Origin of the sequence: Mucilaginibacter sp. L3T2-6 (assembly GCF_030519355.1) — a bacterium.
Taxonomy (GTDB): Bacteria; Bacteroidota; Bacteroidia; order Sphingobacteriales; family Sphingobacteriaceae; genus Mucilaginibacter.
The window spans coordinates 129,576-149,715 of record NZ_JAUMKC010000009.1; the positions used below are offsets into that span (position 1 = coordinate 129,576).

Sequence of the window (20,140 nt, forward strand, 5' to 3'; positions counted from 1 at the left end):
CAATCAACTTTTTTATAAATTTGGCGCCGATGATACGCGCTTTAAGGAAATTTCACACGCATTTTTACCGGATCAGTGTCGCCCTGTTTTTTGTACTGGTTAAGCCCATTCTGTATTTTCTATCCTTAAAACAATCGCGGTATAAGTACATCAATGGCTTCAGGCGCTTCATTATCTTTTGCAGCACTACCATTTCCGGAATATTTTTTAACATCGATTACGAGGCGCCTGTAGACTGGAAACGCACTTATATTATCGTAGGTAATCATACCTCCAATCTTGACATATCAGCTATTAATCTTGCGGCAAAGAACAACCATTGTTTTATAGGTAAAGAAGAATTGTTAAGCAATTTCGTGTTAGGTTATTTCTTCAGAACAATCGATATCACCGTTAATCGCGACAGTAAAATATCTTCTTTTAAAGCTTTTAAAACAGCCGGCGAAAGATTGAAGAATGGCGTAAGTGTGGTTATCTTCCCTGAAGCGACCATTCCCAAGGACTATCCGCCCGAGATGATCCCTTTTAAAAACGGGGCATTTCGCCTGGCTATCGACCTCAAAATACCTATATTGCCCATAACATCGATGAATACCTGGAAAGTTTTGTGGGATACCGGCAGCCAGTTAGGCAGCAGGCCGGGTATTTGTGATATATTTGTACACAAACCTGTGGAGACAGCGCACCTGACATTGGAAGATGCCGAAGAACTGGAACAGCAAGTACACCATTTAATTAAACATAAATTGGAATCGGCATGACTATAGACAAAGAAACAGTTGATAAAATAGCGCACCTCGCCCGCCTTGAACTAACCTCCGAAGAAACGGACGATATGATGAAGGATATGAGCAAGATTCTTGACTTTATGGCCAAACTGAACGAAATAGATACCTCGGGCGTTGAGCCGCTGGTTTACATGACCGACGAAGTAAACGTGCTTCGCGAGGATGTTGTGAAACAAGAAATAACGCACCAGGAAGCCCTGCAAAATGCGCCTAAGCATGATGATGATTATTTCCTGGTTGCCAAAGTGATAGAGAAATAAGGATCAGTCCGGGGGATTTGAAGCAAAACTCACCATACAGTTTCTTTGTTTACTTTTACGACTTCTTGTGTAACAAACCTACCACTTCGCAGTCAAACGACAAAAAACACATGCAACCACTCATTACCCTTAAAGATATCGGACGGAAATATGTTATCGGCACTGAAATAATTCATGCGCTTAAATCTGTTTCGTTAACTATCAACAAGGGGGAGTTTGTGGCATTGATGGGGCCGTCAGGCTCGGGTAAATCCACCCTGATGAATATTTTGGGTTGTTTGGATACCCCGACTAAAGGGGAGTATATACTGAATGGCATTAATGTTAGCCACATGACCGACAACCAGCTGGCCGAAGTAAGGAATGAGGAAATCGGGTTCGTATTCCAGACCTTTAACTTATTGCCGCGTAATACTGCACTGGATAACGTGGCCCTTCCTTTGGTTTATGCGGGTGTTAGTAAGGAGAAACGCCTCGAACGTGCGAAAACCAGTTTAGAGAATGTCGGGCTTGGCCATCGTGTAGACCATAAGCCCAACGAGCTTTCGGGCGGCCAACGCCAGCGTGTTGCAGTGGCCCGGGCGCTGATCAATAATCCCTCAATTATCCTTGCCGACGAACCTACCGGTAACCTCGACACCAAAACATCGATTGAGATTATGGGCCTGTTAGAGGACATCCACAAAAAAGGCAATACCATTATCCTGGTGACGCACGAAGAAGACATCGCCATGCACGCACACCGCATCGTACGTATGCGCGACGGTTTGGTAGAAAACGACTACGCGAATACCAATATTATTACTGTCGACAGAAGTAAGGCAACGGCTGAGTAAAGGAGTTTGTCTGGGGTTAATCAGATAATCAGCAATTTGAGCATGTCCGCGTGATAAACTCCGCCAGGTGGATAGCTTTTTCGGGTGATAGTGGATCGTGATTTCCTGCAATAAGCGAGTGTTCTACTATCTCAATTAAAAAATTATCGCCCCTTGTATCCATTACAGCATTGCGGAAGCTGCGGTTAATACCTTTTTGGGCTTTGTCATAATCGTTTACTAAAACATAAAAGGTATCACTAAACGGTTTATCTTCCGGAAAATCCAGCTCAACCGGATGAACTAGCTCAATGATTTTATCGCTTAGCGTCTCGCGTCGTATTAAAACACGGCCGAAATCTTGTTTCAAATAAGCTAATGCCCAAATATGATATTCAAGACCAGCGGATAACTGTATTGATTTGCCATAACTTCTTCGTTCCCTTTCAACAAAAAGAATATAGCAGTCGTTATTGTTATCTTGTTTTATAACAAATGACTCACGTACGTTAACGCTCAGGCTGCCGTTAAATACCTCAAACTGCTCCAGGTGAAAATCAATCTGTCCTGTAAACTCAACCGGGAATCTCGATTTTAAGGCTGTGTAAACCCCATTAAACGTGTCTAAATCTGCACTGCAAAGGCCGGTGGTATCAAAGGGGTAGTCAGTCATTGCTTCCAATTGAATCAAAAATAATTAATGTGACCTAAAAACAGAAATTAAAGCTATTTCCACCATTTTGCATTCTCGGTTTCTTTTGCATTTTGATAGGCCGGTGAATCATGTGTCAAAAGATCCCTAAGGGTTTGCCAGCCGTTTTTCAGATATTTTGTATTTGGCGAAAATTCTCCGGCGCCTATATCCAGGTCGCCACTCTGGGGTATCCGGAAGTCGCCCCAGTTACAGGCTTTAGTGATGTGGCTGGTGTAAGATGTCCATTTACCGGTAAATTCGTTATTCGAAAATCCGTCAGCTTCAATTTCAAGGTTGTCATACTTAATGTTGTTGTTCCGATCGACATAAAAGTCGGTCTTAAATTCACCCGAAAATATTCCTGAATGCAGTTGTCGTCTGTCTTCCCTAAGTATATATCTTCCGGTTAGCCGGTACTCCCCTTTGATGCCGGCGTGGGTGTACTTACCGTCAACGCCCATTGCTATGCGTGGATATTGTTTGATGGAAATTATTTTGAGCTTACCATTAAATTTACACATCGTACCCTTTACCATTGATTTCCCATAAACATCAAAAGTTAATGGCATTTCACCTTTCTTTACCGTGATAAATTTAATGCGCAGCCGCTGGTAATCACCTCCAATAAAACCATAAACAGAAGAGTTTTCCGTTTGGACAAATAATGGTGAAAAATCACTCTTCATTAGCGAAGCAATTGAAGGCGCAGGCTGCGATATATTATGCTTGAGAGGTATAGTTTGCGCAGTCACCAAAAAAGTCGTAAAAGTTAAGATATAGCCTAGGATGATTTTTTTCATTTTTTAGTTAAACGGCCTCATTTTTCCACATGAGCAGGCACAATTATCGTCAGTGATACCAAATGCCTTTAAAAAGTGCTGATAAAAGCCTATGCGGTCGTTCATGCTGAATATGTTTTCGCCTTTATTACATTCTACTTCCCCGTTAATAATATTGATGGTCATGCCAAATCCGGGCAAACGGTTGGCGGCTTTGTCGGCTGCGGTAGGCTGCCATTTGCCAATCATTACATCGTGTGCTGATGGCTTGGCGGTTTGCGGTGTCATCCAGAAATAAATTGCAGTTTTAAATGCTGTAACTGCGTCGTTCTCCACCTTTTCAGGATTTTCAAGTAATATTTTTTTATCGCCAAAGATACAATCGGAGGCATAACCGTAGTTGCCGTTGTAGCTTAATTGCAATGGCCCGCGTCCATAATATTTTTTGCCGGGCACTGCTGGGTACGCGTCATTTTCAGTTACATAAGGAAGCGAGGTGTTGTTCTCGTGGATAAACATCAGGCCGTCGTTATACTGGCCATTTTCGCCGTGACGGGTTTCATGGGCTATATTGGCAAAAAAGGCCGCCAGCTCTCTTTTATTAGTTTGCAGGTCCTTTTCGTTACAAAAGTTACCGTAGTCAATAACGTAACTGCTATCGGGTTTCTTTTTGGCCCAATCTTCGTTCCAGTCCTCGTCCTGGCGTACGGTGGAAGATTTACCGGTAGCCTTATCTGTGCGAATAAACTGGTACACAGATACTGCCCGGCGGGTTATCTTAACCGAAACCTGGCCCAATTCATTTACTGCCTGTGTAAAAGCAGTATAGGTATAAAATTTATCGCGCATCGGAAAGAGATCATTAAACTGCTTTTCGGTCAGCAACCTGGTGATCGATCCCTTCTGTGCGGCGGAAGGTGTATAATCTGGGGCGGTTTTACTGTTATTGCTGCTGGCGCATTTGAGGCTTAATAAGAGCGCGGCGCCAATGACAAACGTGGATGTTATAAACAGGGGCTTTTTCACGGTAGAATGTTTTTAAGTATCAAAGTTGAGAATAAAATTTTTATAATCATCAGTGCCTGGAATGTTTCTGTTTTATAACGTTGAGAACTTTTACAGATCAACCCCTCGCATCTGAAATCAAAATCATAACTTCGGTAGCTTGTCGTTTTCCTTTGCAATAAATAACTATTCTGGCTTTAATAGGAGAAATTTTTAAACGTTTTTTAATCTTAAATGAAAATATATACTAAAACCGGGGACAAGGGCCTTACCTCACTGATAGGCGGCGCCCGTGTGCCTAAGCACCACATCCGCATTGAAAGCTATGGCACCGTTGATGAACTGAACTCTTATATCGGCCTTATCGCCGATCAGGAGATCACCTGGCATGATAAAGAAATTTTAAAACAGGTACAGGACAGGCTGTTTACCATCGGTTCGTCACTGGCTGCCGATCCTGAAAAATCCAAAATGGTAATTCCCGATCTCTACCAGTCAGACATAGAGTTGCTGGAGAAGGAAATGGATGATATGAACCTTCAATTGCCCGAACTCCGGCATTTTATTTTGCCGGGAGGCAGCAATACGGTTTCTTATTGTCATATCGCGCGTTGCGTGTGCCGACGGGCTGAGCGCATAGCCGTACATCTTGCAGAAGAAAGTACTGTAGACGAAAAGGTGATTATCTACCTGAACAGGTTAAGTGACTATCTGTTTACGCTTGCCCGGAAAGTAGGTCACGAAAACAATGTTCCGGAGAATAAATGGATGCCGAGAGGATCATAACGGGTGAGTCAGGGCTTCCTAGTCACCCGTCATTAGTAATGCCGTTTGAAGCGTAATCTGCACCATTCTGCCTATGATACAGCCGCTTATTGCGAGCCATCAAATATGAGCCATGAACTGCTACAATTAAATGAAAAAAAATGTTGATAATCGACTGAAAAATATTATACTTTTGCCAAAATTGTAAATTCACCAATAAATTAAATTATATAGATATGTATTGGACACTTGAACTTGCATCACACCTTGAGGATGCGCCCTGGCCTGCGACTAAAGATGAACTGATTGATTATGCTATCCGCTCCGGAGCTCCGGTTGAGGTTATTGAAAATCTTCAAGCTCTGGAGGATGATGGTGAGCCGTACGAAAATATAGAGGAAATATGGCCTGATTACCCTACAAAAGATGACTTCTTTTTTAACGAAGATGAGTATTAAAAAACTTTAAATCGATAAAAGACCCCGCTCAACGGGGTTTTTTTGTAGGTATTCTTTTTTGGAATGGTTTTGGTTACCGGTGAAATAACATTTATCAACTAAAACTTTTACAAAAATGAGAAGCTTACTTTATTTAATCGCAGTAATCCTGGTAATCGGCTGGATCTTTGGATTTTTTGTTTATCCGGTAGGCGGCGGCCTTATTCACGTTCTTTTGGTAATTGCCGTTATAGCAGTACTTTTAGGAATTATACGCAGGGCATAGGTAATAGTCCATACAAACGGTCTATAGCGGTTGGTTTTATAAAATCAATCGCTATAGACCATTAGAATTAACTACAGTCTCTTAAAAGCATTTCTGCAATCGCAATATCTTCCGGGAATGTTATTTTAATGTTCCTGTGGTCACCCTCGGAGAGGTTAATTTTGATGCCCAATTCTTCAACTACGCTGGCATCGTCTGTAAATTTTACATTGTATGCCTGCCGGTAAGCTTTCTTTAACTGTGCCGATTGGAACGTCTGCGGGGTTTGTACAAGGTAAACGTTGTCTCGTAGCAAGCTCTTTGAGACGCCGTTTTCCATCAGTCTCACCGAGTCACGGCTTTTTACGGCTGTTATCGCATTGCCCAATTCCGCGGCGATTTGATAAGAGTTTTCAATTATAAATTGGCTGGTTAACGGACGTACCGCGTCGTGAACGGCGATCAAAGCATGAATGTTATCATCAATTGCATCAAGTCCGTTTTTTACAGAATGAAAACGGGTTTCTCCCCCTGCGACCAATTGATGCGGGGTAATAAATTGACGCTCAACGCAAAGCTGTTTCCAAAAAGCATGATAGGCTGACGGAAGAACCAGAATAATTTCCGGCGTAACGGCCGATGTGGAAAACGCATTGATTGTATGCATCAAAACCGTCTTGCCACTAAATGGTAAAAACTGTTTCGGAACGATTGATTGCATACGCGTGCCCGTCCCCCCGCCGACAATAATGACGTATTTTTTTGATGCGAAATACGGATTGTGTAATGTGGGATCTGCGGACGTCATATTGCTAAAATAAAAATGTGAGATACGATTTTATTCATACCTCACATCTAATATCTCAAATCTATTTTAGATTAACAGCATGGCATCGCCGTAGCTGTAGAAACGATATTTTTCCTTTACAGCAATCTCGTAAGCATTCATTACATTTTCGTAACCTCCGAACGCACAAATCATCATCAGTAATGTTGACTCAGGGGTATGGAAGTTGGTTATCATAGAATTGGCTATGCTGAAATCGTATGGAGGGAAAATAAACTTACTGGTCCAGTCGTTAGCCGGCTTCAGTGTTTTATTTGCTGATACGGCCGATTCTATGGCACGCATTGAGGTAGTACCGACAGCGCAGATCCTTTTTTTGCGTTCGATGCCCCGGTTTACAATATTTGCCTGCTTTTCTTCAATAATAAACTGCTCAGAGTCCATCTTATGTTTAGTAAGGTCCTCAACCTCAACCGGGCGGAAAGTACCTAAGCCAACATGCAGCGTAACTTCAGCAAACTCAACGCCTTTAAGTTCCAGGCGTTTCATCAGTTCGCGGCTAAAGTGCAAGCCTGCGGTAGGTGCGGCAACCGCGCCTTCATGCTTGGCAAAAATTGTCTGGTAACGCTCTTTGTCTTCGGCAGTAGCTTTCCGTTTGATGTACTTAGGAAGAGGGGTTTCTCCTAATATTTCAACATTCTTACGGAACTCCTCGTCGGTACCGTCAAATAAAAAGCGAATAGTACGGCCGCGTGAAGTAGTATTATCTACTACCTCGGCGATTAAAAGGTCATCGTCGCCGAAATACAGCTTATTACCAACACGTATTTTACGGGCAGGATCAACCAATACATCCCATAATCTTAATTCTTTATTTAGCTCGCGCAGCAAAAAAACCTCGATGGTAGCGCCGGTTTTTTCCTTGTTGCCATACATGCGGGCCGGGAATACCTTGGTGTTGTTAAGGATCATTACGTCCTTATCATCAAAATAGTCCAGGACGTCTTTGAATATTTTGTGCTCAATTTTGCCTGTCTCACGGTGTAAAACCATTAATCTTGATTCGTCTCGGGTACCGGCTGGAGTGTGGGCAATCAAAGATTCAGGCAGATTAAATTTAAATTGAGATAATTTCATGTTAAAATATACGAATTTTCAAGGGTGCGAATGTACGATTTTTTTTTGTGATTTTATTGATTTTTTAACAGATTACACGGACAGCCTTATCAATACAATTGATAATTAATAATAGTTTGAAATAATGTAACTAAAATTAAATGCGGTAGTCTAAAATTATCGGGTCTTGATATCGGCAGGGATTTGCGGAAATCAAATTTTTTTAGTCGGTGAGATCAATTTTACACAATCGGTGAAATCATAGAATCATGATAATCTTGAAACTTATAAGGGAGAGTTTTTTGTTTGCCCTGGATGCATTGCGGCAGAATAAGCTACGTACCTTCCTGTCATTAACAGGCGTTACCATTGGTATTTTTACTATCATAGCCGTTTTTTCGGCGGTGGATACACTGAAAAACAATCTGCAAAAAAGCGTTAACAAACTGGGCAGCAATAGTATCTACGTTCAGAAATGGCCATGGGTTGGAGGTAACGACTTCCCCTGGTGGAAATATATGCAATGGCCCGACCCGAAGCTGCGGGAGTTTGATGCCCTTCAGAAGCGCAGTCAAACCGCTCTGGCCATATCGTATGAGATTAATATTGACAACCGTATCGTTAAATATAAAAGCAACACTGTTGAGGGTGCGCAGATAGATGCCGCCTCGCAAGACCACGATAAGACATGGAATTTTGATTTTGAAGACGGACGTTATTTTACCGAGCTTGAATCGAAATCAGGCAGCCCGGTAGTAGTAATAGGCCATGACATTGCAACTGATCTTTTCCCGGATGGGGGCGCGGTCGGTAAGGAGTTGAAAATAATGGGCCGCAAAGTTAATGTCATCGGCGTATTTAAAAAAGAAGGGAAAGATATGCTGGGTATTTCGAGCGATAAAGAAATACTGATGCCGCTGAACTTTGCGAAGAACGTTATTGATGTGCAGAGCGGAAATTATGGCCCGCAGATAGTAGTACGCGGCAAACCCGGCATTAGCGATGTAGAGGTTGAAAGTGAAGTGCGTGGCATTATGCGTTCTGTACGGAGGCTGCGTCCGGGTGTAGAGGACAATTTCTCGTTGAATAAAACCACATTATTGTCCAATCAGCTGGATATTGTTTTCGGTATACTGAATAAGGTAGGGGGCTTCATTGGCATCTTTTCAATATTGGTTGGCGGTTTCGGTATCGCTAATATTATGTTTGTTTCCGTTAAGGAGCGTACGAATATAATCGGCATACAGAAATCACTTGGTTCAAAAAACTATTTCATATTACTGCAGTTCCTGATCGAGTCAATAGTACTTTGTTTGATGGGTGGCCTGATAGGGCTTGCGATGGTTTACGGGGCCACGGCCGCGGTAAAAGCCGCGACGGGTTTGGCCGTGGTGCTTGACATTGCCAATATTATACGGGGCATATCCTATTCAGTAATTATCGGGATGTTATCCGGCATTATTCCGGCTTATTTTGCAGCCCGGCTTGACCCGGTTGAGGCGATAAGGTCTAATTAAGCAACGAGCGGATTTATTGCATTCATTCAGCCTGGTCAACTATTTCGCCAATAGTATAATGCCTGGCTATTTTGTCATATAGTACATCCGGCACAAATGGCTTGGTTAAGTAGCCATGCATACCTGCGGAAAGCGCTTTGCTATGGGTTTCAGGCATGGCATCTGCTGTAAGTGCAATTATGGGTGTTGAGGCATCGGTTTGCCTGATGATTTTAGTTGTTTCAAAACCGTCCATCTCCGGCATTTGTAAGTCCATTAATATCAGGTCGTAAAGGTTTGTTTTTAATAAATTTATTGCCGCTTCGCCACTAATAGCTTCATCCACCTCAATCATCCATTTTTTAAGGAACTTTGACGCTATCATCAAATTCATTTTGTTGTCATCCACAACCAAAACGCGCATGCCCTGCAAATTGCGCCGGGATACTGCCGGTGCAGAAGGAGCAGCAATCGCCTCATTATTTTGTGACTGTAATGCGATATCAAATTTGATGGAGAACGAAAATTCGGTGCCTTTGCCGGGTTCACTCGTTACCGATATTGTGCTTTTATGAAGTTCTATTAACCGTTTGGTAATTGCCAATCCTAAGCCCGTTCCTCCATAGTCATTTTCGTGGCTTTGTGACTCCTGCATAAACGGATCGAAGATCATTGCAAGGTTTCCCGGCTCTATGCCTATGCCGGTATCCGCAACACTGAATTTGATAGTTACATTTTTTTCATTTATGGCTTCTTTTATAAGCTGCAGGCTTACTTTGCCTTTATGTGTAAATTTAACTGCATTGCTTAGCAGGTTATTTAACACCTGTCCAAGCCTCACCGGGTCGCCAATTATGTTTTCAGGTATGTTGTTGTCTGTAAATAAGTCCAGTTCAAGGCCCTTTTCAGCTGCCTTCGCATAAAACGACTGTTTTATTTTCTGTGCGAGATTTAACAGGCTAAATGATTGGGCATTCAGATCAAGTTTACCGGCTTCGATTTTATTGTAATCTAAAATATCATTGATGATAGCCAGCAGGTTCTCACCCGAAAACTTCAGTATGTTCAGGTACTCCAGTTGCTCCGGCAGCGGGTTTTCACTGAGCAGCAAATTGGTTGTACCAATAACAGCGTTCATCGGCGTCCGTATCTCATGGCTCATAATTGATAAAAACTCTGATTTGAAATGAGATGATTTTTCAGCCTGTTCTTTCGCCGATATCAACGCCTGGGTTGCTTTTTGCCTGTCGGTTATGTCTTCGCCTATTCCGGTTATTTCTTTAATTCTTCCATAATCATCATAGCTCACTGTATTTTGCCAGCTGATTATGCGTTCGTCGCCATTGCGGCAAATTACGGGGCTGATAAACTGGGCCTTGAAAGAATTATTGATAAACGCCTGGTATAATTCTTCGCGTTCCCGCCGGGGCACGAATTTATCCAGCCAGTTTAAGCCCATTAGCTCATCTTGCAAGTAGCCGAGCGTTTGCGCCATTTGCCGGTTACAAAAAATAATATTCCCTCTTTTATCAATCGATATAGCAGGCATTTTTATCGTTTCCAGAACCAGCTTGTATTTGTTCTCAGAGCGTTGGTATTCTAATTCTGCCTGCTTTCGGTCTGTTATATCCTGGATTGTTCCTATCACTTTCCGCACGGTACCGTCATCGCGTCTTAATAGCTTACCTACTATAATACTTAAATATTTTACATTTCCGTTAGGCGTAATGATCCGGAATTCGTAGGATGTATGGGTAATATTTGAAATATTCTTTAACTGCTGCTTAAGTATGTGCCTGTCATTAGGATGGGCATATTTAACCAGTAACTTAACAATGCTGTCTTCTTTTACTTTATCCGGATCAATTTCGAAAATGTTATTTATTTCGTCGCTCCAGGTGAGCTTGTTTAAGGCGATATCCCAATTCCAGTTCCCTAATTTGGCAATAAGCTGTGCCTCGAGCAACTCGGTCCTGCTCAGCTTAATCTTTTTTTCCGTTAGCTTGGTTTCGGTTATGTCCTGTAAAACCCCGGTTATGCGCCTCAAATTGCCGTTTTCGTCTTCTACCAATTCGCCTTTTAATACCTTGATATATTTCAGTTTACCAGAAGGGGTTATCAGCCTGTGCTCAAATGCATTTTTCCCGATATCCTGGATGTTTGTAAAATAAGCGTGCGCCACATCGCGGTCGTCAGGATGAATCAGGCTAAGGTAATAGTCAAAAGTTTCAGCGCCTTCAGGAATCCGGTCAATCTCAAGTATGTTATATAAGCTTTCTGACAAATAAGTTTCCCTCGCAGTAATATCAAAGTACCAGTTGCCAATTTTTGCGATAGATTGCGCCTCAAGTAACAGGGTCTCATTTTCTTTAAGAGCATCGGCATATTTTTTTTGTTCAGATATGTCTGTTACAGATGCAGACAAGCGGTGAGTATAATTGCCGGCCCTGTCAAAAACGGGGGTTATCCGGGCTACAAGCCATTGCCCGGTACCAAAGTCCGAAGGATAAGTTATTGAAGCAGGCTGGTGCGTCTTGATAACGTAATCCATAGCATTATTAAACTTTTCTGCCTTTTCATCACCTAAAACGTCATTTAACGTTTTGCCGATCAGGCTCGCCGGATCAATTACTCTCCCCTCAATACGTCTGAACCACGCATTCAAACATACTCTGCTTTCATCAAATTCAAAAATTATGTCGTTCAGCGAATTAATCAGGGCGTCGAGTTTTTTACTGCTCTGCCGTAGCTCTTCATCATTAATTATCAGGCTTTTATTAAGGTCGATCACGTTACTTAAAGCCTTATCGAATCGCGCCTTATAAGCGGTCGTTACCAAAAACGATACATAAGCTATAAGCGTAAATGTTATCAGCAAAACCACCAATACGCTCATGGATATATATAGCTGCCGGGCCGTTATGTATGCTGCAACAATGGCCAATAAGTTAAAACAGCATAGCGCTATAAACTCCCGGCGTTTCCGGCAAAACAGCGTGAGCGCTATAAAAATAGTTATAGCACTAAAGAGGTAAACGTGGTTAAAGCCATTCCGGCTTAACAATATGCCGTTATTAATTACCAGGAAGGCGGTGATGGTTAAATATTGGCCCGCAGCACTCAAAAACTTCAGATTCAATAGTGAGAAAGTCAGCGCTGCAAGACAGATGGTACTGCAAATCAACCGAAGCCAGATAGGATCGTAAGAGTTGTAAAAGCAAAGGTAGTGGAGCGCCGGACTAGCGATAAAAAGTCCAATCAGCAGCAGTTGGATGATGGTATTGTCGTTTTGTGTAAATGATAAAAACTTGCTTTTAAACGACATTTTGACCGGCTTTTATTAAACGTGATAATTAGTTTCTGTAAAATGTATCAAATTCTGACAATGATTTAACATGAAATTTTTACAATTGTCATAGGTCTTAAAGGCCATTAATACGCGGATTTAGTTACATTTGTTGCAAATAAAAATATTTTCCTATGTCGGATACAGCACAATTAAAGATTGGCGATAAAACTTACGACCTTCCCGTAATTGAAGGTACTGAAGGCGAGAAAGCGATTGATATTTCTAAATTAAGAGACCAAAGCGGCTATGTTACCTTTGATATTGGCTATAAAAATACGGGTGCTACCAAAAGCGCTATCACGTTTCTGGACGGTGAGCGGGGAATATTAAAGTATCGCGGGTATCCGATAGAACAGCTTGCGGAAAAATCGAGTTTTATTGAAGTAGCTTACCTGCTTATCCATGGCGAATTGCCGACTGAAACACAACTGAAGCATTTTCAATACGAGATCAGCAGGCATACGCTGGTACACGAGGACATGAAGAAGTTTTTTGATGGCTTTCCGTCAAAAGCTCATCCGATGGGCCAGTTATCATCACTGGTATGCGCATTGTCGGCCTTTTATCCGGAATCTCTAAAATCGATACAGTCTGAAGAAGAACTCCATTTAAGCATTATAAAAATGCTGGCAAAAATGGCTACCATAGTTTCGTGGATATATAAAAAATCGCTAGGGCATCCTTTTATTTACCCGCAGAACAAATATGATTATGTGACCAATTTTTTGCACATGACATTCGGCCAGCGTACTGAGCAGATTGAGATTGATCCGGTAATTGTAAGCGCGATGAATACGCTTTTGATCCTGCATGCTGATCATGAGCAAAACTGCTCAACTTCTACTGTGCGCATCGTAGGATCGTCGGAGTCCAACCTTTACGCATCTGTTTCGGCGGGTATTTCTGCACTTTGGGGGCCACTGCACGGCGGTGCAAACCAGGCGGTGATAGAAATGCTGGAGAAAATAAAGGCCGATGGGGGAGATACCGACAAATGGATAGCCAAGGCTAAAGATAAAAACGATCCGTTCCGTTTGATGGGGTTCGGTCACCGTGTATATAAAAACTTTGATCCGCGCGCTAAGATCATCAAAAAGGCATGCGACGATATTTTGGAGAAATTGGGTATAGATGACGAGGTGCTGGATATTGCTAAAAAGCTTGAAGAAGTAGCGTTGAAGGATCCTTACTTTGTTGAACGCAAACTTTATCCAAACGTCGACTTTTATTCAGGCATTATCTACCGTGCGCTTGGTTTCCCGACAGATATGTTCACTGTGCTGTTTGCGCTTGGCCGCCTGCCAGGCTGGATTGCGCAATGGAAAGAAATGAAAGAAAACAAAGAGCCGATCGGCCGCCCGCGCCAGATATTTGTTGGCGCTACAACAAGAGATTATGTGGAGATGAAAGACCGTAAATAATCGAAGGTTCAAAGTTCATAGAAGAGAACAAATTTTATAAAAGATGGTCCGTAATTCAGGTGAGTTACGGACCTTTTTTTTGGGGATGTCGTTGATTGGGGTAATGAATGATACAGACTTATTATCCATATGCAAACCGGAGCGATTTTTTTTAAAATCGTTGAATCATAAATCCAATAAAAAAGCCCGCCGGTTTTTAACCGGTCAGGCCTTTCAATCAATCCAATCAACTCTGTTTTTACAGTTTCGTTAACGTATAAGTATTATTAACCACGTCTAAAACAATTTTATAGTTGCCGGTAGCGGTGATGCTTATGTTGTCGCCGCCCTGGGTTAAGGTTCCGTTGCTCCCGCCAAGATTCACCCCCCAGTCATGCTTAAACCTGAATTTAATTGCACCACCGGCAGTTAAAGGAACAGTGCCCTCCCACAGATTGGTGGTATTGTTATATTTTAAATCGGTGTCGCCGCCCCAGCCGCCTGGTGATGCGTCGCCAATAACGCTCCATTGTGCGTAGGCGAATGCAATTGTATTCTTATTTTCATCAAGTGTGATTTGGTATGAACCATCACCTGGCGCTGTTAAATTGCCGCCAGACAGGCTTACATTGCCGCCACCGGCATCGCCGTATGCGTTATTCCAGTTTTTAGCTGTTGTAATTTTAAAGCCTAAATCAGCACCGGTAAACAAGATGATGCCAGTATAAATGCCGTCACCTTTAGCAGATGTCAGGCTATCGGCCACGGCCGGGTTCCATCCCTGGTAAGCGCCGGGAACATACACGTATGATACCAATGCAAAAGGCGTTACAGTTATCGACATTGTATTTGAATAGACCGGCGCAAGGCTGGCGCTCAACTGAGATTTTAAGCGTACGCTAACATCTGACGCAGAGCCGGTTGGCAAGTGTAATGCCAGCATCAGAGCATTAAAATCAACGGTAGTAAAGCTTTGTGATAATTTTCCGGCGCCGATCACAAATTCTTTTGGCGCAGCAAAGTTGTCGCTTTTAGCATCGATTTGTAATGTATTTGACACTGCTGCTTTGTAACCAAAATCAGCCGAAGTGAAATTGAATGTCACCGCAGTTTTGTCGAGATCAGCTTTTGTCAGCACGATTGCGTTTGATGAAGCTTGCAACGTGCCGGCTTTTCCGCTCGTCGCCACAACCTTCATCTCATCCTTTTTACAGGATGCCAGCATCAGCAGTGCGATGCTGCCAATTGCTAAAGATTTTGTAAAAATCGTTTTCATATTTTCTTTTCTAATTAAATTTCGTCTTAATTATTTGAGCAGGGCGTAGTATAAAACGCCCTGCCTGATTTTTTATTTATAGCCGGGGTTTTGAACCAGGGTAGGGTTGTTAATGATGTCGGTTGAAGGGATCGGCATTAGTTTCAGGTTATCAGATACACCAGTACCATTTTTAACGCCGCCTTTCCACTGCCATACATAAGAGTCGCCGGTAAATTTACCAAAACGAATAAGGTCGGTCCTTCTCTGACACTCAAACAGTAACTCACGGCCACGCTCGTCAAGTATAAAATTTAATGACAAGTCATTTGTAGAGGCAAGATTACCAACCACGCTTCCGTCATAAGCCCTTGTTCTAACCTTGTTTACGTATAATAATGCCTTGGCTAAATCACCGCCGCCGCGAATAGCAGCCTCAGCATAGATCAAATACACATCAGCTAAGCGGAACATCGGAAAGTCAGTGTCAGGAAAGTTGCCAGTATTATCTGTACCTGCCACCCCGGCCGAAGTTACGTTCCTGAATTTCTGGATAGCATAGCCATCGGTAAAGGTATATTCATCGTCGATGTCCAATTTCTGTCCGTCAGTGAAAAACATTGCCCTTTTATCGGTGTTGCCGCTGATATCGTTAAACAAAGCCACGTATTGTTTAGTAGTGCGTAAACCGGCCCAGCCACCGTTGATACCAAAAGCAGCGGGGTTCATGTTGCCGCCAACAGAAGCGTGAATTAAATAAGTCATACCACCATATCCTTGGGTATGAATACCGTCAGACTCGATCGGGAAAATGATCTCTTTCGAGTTGTTATTGTCCGCCAAAAACAAATTTTTGAAGTGTGGTTCAAGAGAGTAGGCGTTTGAATTAATTACTTTGTCGGCATAGGTTGCAGCATCCGCGTAACGGGCAGTGCCGGTGTAAACTTCGGCGTTCAGGTACAATTTCGCCAACAAAGTCCAGGCGGCAGCTTTATCTGCACGACCATACTCAAAGCGTGGAGCGCCTAAATCGCCATCGATTGCCTTTAATTCGCTTTCAACATAGGCAAACAAATCTTTACGGGATTTTTGTTTTGGGAAAAATACGCCGACATTGTCGTCTTCAGTAACAAACGGAACGCTGCCAAATAAATCTATAGCATGATAATAAGCTAACGCTCTTAAAAAACGTGCTTCAGCGCGATACTGTTTAGCCGTCGTCGCATTCTGTCCGGTAATACCGTTTTCTGCCAGTTTGGCATCGCTTGTTTGGCGGATAAACTCGTTATCCAAAGATATTTCGTAGAAAATACGGTCATACATTGCACGGATGAACTCATTTTGCGAATTCCAGGTCATATCATGCAGGTTGTGAACTGTACCGTCATTCCAGACAATGTGGGCTTCGTCAGTAGTCAGCTCTTCCATATTGAACAGCTCACGGAGGTAATTTGAGAAACCTTCGTCAATACCTGCCACATCCGGGTTACCGGCGGGGCCCTGCTGGCCGCTTAAGGCAAAAGCTGTATAAAGCTTGGCCAATACGCTTTTGTAGTTATTAAAGTCCTTGTATACGCTTGCCGTAGTTAGCTGTCCCTGTGGCGTCAGGTTTTTCTTACATGATGTAAGAGTGACTGCAACGCTCAATACTGTAACGAACGTTAGCCTGGTTAATAATTTAAATCTCATGTTGATATTATTATTCATAATATGTTAATATTTTAGAATGACGCGTTCAGACCGAGTGAGAACACACGCGGACGCGGATAAATATTGTTATCTATGCCTGATGAAATTTCAGGGTCAAGGCCGGTATATTTGGTTACAACGAATACATTCTGTACGTTGAAAGTCGCTCTCAGGTTGTTTAAGCCAGCCAATCTTCCAAAGTTATAAGTAAGGTTAGCGTTATCCATTCTAAGGAATGACGCGTTCTCAACATAGTAGTCTGAATATAGTTGATAATTCGAGAAACCGGTTTTCAAAATGCTGTTTGGCAGATTGTTAAGATATCCCTGGAATTTCAGGCCTGCATAAGCGCCGTTGCTTGCCTGCACCGCGTTATAAACATAGTTATCAATATTGGCACGTAGCGTAAAGCCCAGGTTCCATTTGCCGTATTGCAGATTTGAATTAAAGCCCATAAATACGGTTGGGTTCGGATGCTTGTACAGATATTTATCATCAACTGTGCTGCCGTTGCCATTTCTGTCGACATATACACCGTTCAGCGGCATACCGTTTTGGCCGTAAACCTGCTGATAAACATAGAACTGGTAAGGGGTGTAGCCAGCTTTGAGCAGCTGGATAGTGTTACCCACTCCGCCTGGAATACCGCCAACAGCGATAACCTGGTTAGGGTCTTTCGTTGCAGAGATATTATCAACCACAATTTTATTGAAAGACACGTTATAACCGATATTCCAATTCAGCTTATCGGTTGTAATAACCTTTGCGTTAATATTGAAATCAACACCTTGGGTGTGCAGGTTGCCGATATTTGCATAAACGTGGTTAGTTAGGTTTGTGCCGTCTGCAACCGGGGTATCAAATAATAAATCCTTAGTCTTTTTGTAATAGTATTCAATGCTGCCATTGATTTTACCGTTAAGAAAGCCATAATCGAAAGCTACGTTGGTGGTCGCAGTTTGCTCCCATTTAATTAAAGTATTGTAAGCGTCGGCGCGTAAAGTATTTATAAAAGCGCCGCCAAATTGGTATTGGGCGCTGATGTTACTTGGATCATACACTGCCAGGTAAGGAAACAGCGGACCGATATCCTGCTGACCTGTTACACCATAGCCAACACGGAATTTAAGATCGGAAAGGCTTGTCATGGCCTTAAAGAAAGGCTCTTCTTTTAATCTCCAGGCGAATGAAGCTGATGGAAAATAACCATTCCGGCGTAGATCAGAGAATCTTGATGATCGGTCGTCGCGGATTGTGGCGGTTAAAATGTATTTGTCATCAAATGTAAAAACTAAACGGCCGAAAGGAGATTCAATGTAATATTGGCCGGGAAAGATATTTCCCGCGGCAGAAGTTACATGCGTTTTGTCAGCTGCATAAGTGTCATACGGTTTGGTGTAAAAATGAAAATATTGGTAAGAATAACCGACTTGGAAATCAAGGTGGCTTTTAATGCTTTTGAAATCTTTCACATATCTCAGGTAGTAGTCATTATTGTAGGTGTAATTTTCACTGAAATATTGGCTATACAAACCTTTATAAGTTTGGTTAAAGTTCGATGCAGCGGTCGCTGGGATAAAAGTATTGCCCATACCATCGGTTATATCGCCGCCGAAGGTTGCATTAAATTGTAGTTCTTTAAGGAATGGAAAGGTATAGTTTGCTGATATGCTACCTAATGTCCTGGTGGTATAACCGTTACCAACCTGTTGGTTTAGCAGCCCGAGCGGATTACGCGGCGCCAAAGTACTTGGGTTACCGTTACCGCTTGCATCAAGCCACTCAAAGTAACCGCCATATTTATCATTACCCGAGTATACAGGCTGGGTAGGGTCGAAGTTAACGGCAGCGCCGATTGCTCCCTGATTAGCGAAACGCCTGTCGGTATATGTTTCTTTAATGTTGAAGTCCAGTTTTAGGCTTTCTCTCAGGAAGTTATGGTTCAGATTTAATGCAGCAGTTGTTCTTTTAAGGTTATCTCCTTTTAATACCCCATCCTGGTCTAAATAGCCAATTGACAGGCGGTATGGTAAACCTTTAATGCCGCCGGTAAAGCTTACGTTGTTATCAGTGGTAAAGGCAGTACGGTAAATAAGTTTTTGCCAATCAGTGCTGGCCGCTCCTACCAAACCCTGTTGCGCCGGGGTTAAACCTGCCTCGGAACTGCTGGTGACCTGGCGAAATTCATCGGCGGTCAGGGAAGGTGCTTCCTTGGTAATTTTTGCCAAAGAATTCAGCGTGCTTAAGTTGACGGTGAATTTATCACTTCTGCCTTTTTTGGTAGTGATAATAATAACACCGTTAGACGCCCGCGAACCATAAATTGCAGTAGCCGATGCGTCTTTTAAAACAGTGAATGATTCGATATCATTTGGGTTGATCGTAGCAAGCGCATTGTCGATACCCGCGATGCCCGAATTGCTTACGGGAACGTTATCGATAACGATCAAAGGGTCGTTGCTTGCACTAATTGAAGCACCACCCCGGATACGGATTGTGCTTCCTGCGCCGGGCGCACCGCTGTTTGAGGTGATCTCAACACCAGAAACTTTGCCGGTTATAAGGGCTTCAGGGGTTGTTAAAGGTCCCTGGTTGAAGTCTTTAGAGGTAACAGACACAACAGAACCGGTAAGGTCCTTTTTGCGTTGTGTACCATAACCAACTACAACTACTTCGTTCAAGGCAGTGTTTTGCGCTTTTAATGCGAAATCAACGGTAACTACGGAATTTCCTACAGTCACGGTTTTGGTTGCGGTGTTGTATCCCAGGAATTTAACTGAAACGGTGTAATTACCGGCTTTCAGACCCGTGATAACGTAATCACCATTTGGGTCGGTAGTGGCGCCTAAGGACGTACCATCGATGGTAACAGAGGAGCCGGGTACAGGCAGATTGGTTTCATCAATCACCTTACCTTTTATGCCGCCTGTCTGCGCAAATGCAAATACTGATAACATCAGAAATGCGCACAGGAGAACATACTTTTTTGAGTAATTTTTTCTCATATACTTCTTTAGTTTAAAAATTAAATTGGGGCAATATATGCCGGGTACAATTGGTTTGTTATTTTTGCTTTAACAGCTCGTGCCTAATTTACACTAAGATGTAACAATTGCAAATGTTATATAAAAGATAATTTTAATGACCATAATTCAAGAGAAATTAACTTTTAGGAAATAATAAATTAAGGTAGTTTATTTGAGAAAGTTTTTAATTTTTACCGTTGCTTGAATAAAAAAC

Annotated in this window: 17 protein-coding genes; 8 read left to right on the plus strand and 9 right to left on the minus strand. The window is 42.5% G+C overall.

Going from position 1 to position 20,140, the window contains the following annotated elements; all coding sequences use genetic code 11:
* Window positions 1–29: 29 nt before the first annotated feature.
* From Q3W13_RS12160 to Q3W13_RS12170, 3 genes are all read left to right on the plus strand, one after another.
* Window positions 30–761 carry a 1-acyl-sn-glycerol-3-phosphate acyltransferase gene (locus Q3W13_RS12160; protein WP_302864128.1) on the plus strand — a complete coding sequence of 244 codons (732 nt, stop codon included), beginning with the start codon at window positions 30–32 and terminating at the stop codon, window positions 759–761.
* Window positions 758–1,048 (plus strand): Asp-tRNA(Asn)/Glu-tRNA(Gln) amidotransferase subunit GatC, encoded by a 291-nt coding sequence (gene gatC, locus Q3W13_RS12165; RefSeq protein WP_302864130.1) that lies wholly within the window; start codon window positions 758–760, stop codon window positions 1,046–1,048. Before Q3W13_RS12160 ends, gatC begins: the two co-directional genes overlap by 4 nt.
* A gap of 110 nt (window positions 1,049–1,158) precedes the next feature.
* Window positions 1,159–1,884 (plus strand): ABC transporter ATP-binding protein, encoded by a 726-nt coding sequence (locus Q3W13_RS12170; RefSeq protein WP_302864132.1) that lies wholly within the window; start codon window positions 1,159–1,161, stop codon window positions 1,882–1,884.
* Window positions 1,885–1,912: 28 nt separating this feature from the next.
* Here the strand turns inward: Q3W13_RS12170 and Q3W13_RS12175 are convergent, their stop codons facing one another.
* From Q3W13_RS12175 to Q3W13_RS12185, 3 genes are read right to left on the minus strand one after another with little or no spacing between them, the layout of a single operon-like run.
* Window positions 1,913–2,536: a hypothetical protein gene (locus Q3W13_RS12175; protein WP_302864134.1), complete on the minus strand. Its 624-nt coding sequence runs from the start codon at window positions 2,534–2,536 to the stop codon at window positions 1,913–1,915.
* Window positions 2,537–2,589: 53 nt separating this feature from the next.
* On the minus strand, window positions 2,590–3,357 hold the full coding sequence (locus tag Q3W13_RS12180; RefSeq protein ID WP_302864136.1) for a hypothetical protein: 768 nt from the start codon (window positions 3,355–3,357) through the stop codon (window positions 2,590–2,592).
* Window positions 3,358–3,360: 3 nt separating this feature from the next.
* Window positions 3,361–4,362, minus strand: a complete 1,002-nt coding sequence (locus tag Q3W13_RS12185; RefSeq protein ID WP_302864138.1) for a chitinase — start codon at window positions 4,360–4,362, stop codon at window positions 3,361–3,363.
* Window positions 4,363–4,575: 213 nt separating this feature from the next.
* On the opposite strand from Q3W13_RS12185, the gene Q3W13_RS12190 reads away from it, so the two are divergent.
* The 3 genes from Q3W13_RS12190 to Q3W13_RS12200 all read left to right on the plus strand — a co-directional run bounded on the left by Q3W13_RS12190 (window position 4,576) and on the right by Q3W13_RS12200 (window position 5,829).
* Window positions 4,576–5,127, plus strand: a complete 552-nt coding sequence (locus tag Q3W13_RS12190; RefSeq protein WP_302864139.1) for a cob(I)yrinic acid a,c-diamide adenosyltransferase — start codon at window positions 4,576–4,578, stop codon at window positions 5,125–5,127.
* Between the two features lie 215 nt (window positions 5,128–5,342).
* Window positions 5,343–5,564, plus strand: coding sequence for a DUF2795 domain-containing protein (locus tag Q3W13_RS12195; protein ID WP_002996718.1), 222 nt, complete (start codon window positions 5,343–5,345; stop codon window positions 5,562–5,564).
* 115 nt (window positions 5,565–5,679) lie between these two features.
* Window positions 5,680–5,829 (plus strand): lmo0937 family membrane protein, encoded by a 150-nt coding sequence (locus Q3W13_RS12200; protein ID WP_302864222.1) that lies wholly within the window; start codon window positions 5,680–5,682, stop codon window positions 5,827–5,829.
* Between the two features lie 67 nt (window positions 5,830–5,896).
* Here Q3W13_RS12200 and Q3W13_RS12205 read toward each other — a convergent pair whose 3' ends face one another.
* On the minus strand, window positions 5,897–6,616 hold the full coding sequence (locus Q3W13_RS12205) for a 2-C-methyl-D-erythritol 4-phosphate cytidylyltransferase (protein WP_302864223.1): 720 nt from the start codon (window positions 6,614–6,616) through the stop codon (window positions 5,897–5,899).
* 66 nt (window positions 6,617–6,682) lie between these two features.
* Window positions 6,683–7,732, minus strand: a complete 1,050-nt coding sequence (queA, locus tag Q3W13_RS12210; protein ID WP_302864226.1) for a tRNA preQ1(34) S-adenosylmethionine ribosyltransferase-isomerase QueA — start codon at window positions 7,730–7,732, stop codon at window positions 6,683–6,685.
* Between the two features lie 248 nt (window positions 7,733–7,980).
* Here queA and Q3W13_RS12215 point away from each other — a divergent pair, with 248 nt between their 5' ends.
* Window positions 7,981–9,228 (plus strand): ABC transporter permease, encoded by a 1,248-nt coding sequence (locus Q3W13_RS12215; RefSeq protein WP_302864230.1) that lies wholly within the window; start codon window positions 7,981–7,983, stop codon window positions 9,226–9,228.
* A gap of 22 nt (window positions 9,229–9,250) precedes the next feature.
* Here Q3W13_RS12215 and Q3W13_RS12220 read toward each other — a convergent pair whose 3' ends face one another.
* Complete coding sequence (locus Q3W13_RS12220) at window positions 9,251–12,532, minus strand: PAS domain S-box protein (RefSeq protein WP_302864231.1); 3,282 nt, start codon at window positions 12,530–12,532, stop codon at window positions 9,251–9,253.
* Between the two features lie 155 nt (window positions 12,533–12,687).
* Between Q3W13_RS12220 and Q3W13_RS12225 the strand changes: the two genes are divergently transcribed.
* Window positions 12,688–13,977, plus strand: coding sequence for a citrate synthase (locus Q3W13_RS12225; protein WP_302864233.1), 1,290 nt, complete (start codon window positions 12,688–12,690; stop codon window positions 13,975–13,977).
* 238 nt (window positions 13,978–14,215) lie between these two features.
* Here Q3W13_RS12225 and Q3W13_RS12230 read toward each other — a convergent pair whose 3' ends face one another.
* The 3 genes from Q3W13_RS12230 to Q3W13_RS12240 form a co-directional block, all read right to left on the minus strand.
* The gene (locus Q3W13_RS12230; RefSeq protein WP_302864236.1) at window positions 14,216–15,232 is read right to left on the minus strand and encodes a SusE domain-containing protein; all 1,017 of its coding nucleotides are present in this window, start codon (window positions 15,230–15,232) and stop codon (window positions 14,216–14,218) included.
* Window positions 15,233–15,304: 72 nt separating this feature from the next.
* Window positions 15,305–16,900 carry a RagB/SusD family nutrient uptake outer membrane protein gene (locus Q3W13_RS12235; RefSeq protein ID WP_302864238.1) on the minus strand — a complete coding sequence of 532 codons (1,596 nt, stop codon included), beginning with the start codon at window positions 16,898–16,900 and terminating at the stop codon, window positions 15,305–15,307.
* A 32-nt stretch (window positions 16,901–16,932) separates the two neighbouring features.
* Complete coding sequence (locus Q3W13_RS12240; RefSeq protein ID WP_302864240.1) at window positions 16,933–19,905, minus strand: SusC/RagA family TonB-linked outer membrane protein; 2,973 nt, start codon at window positions 19,903–19,905, stop codon at window positions 16,933–16,935.
* Window positions 19,906–20,140 lie beyond the last annotated feature (235 nt).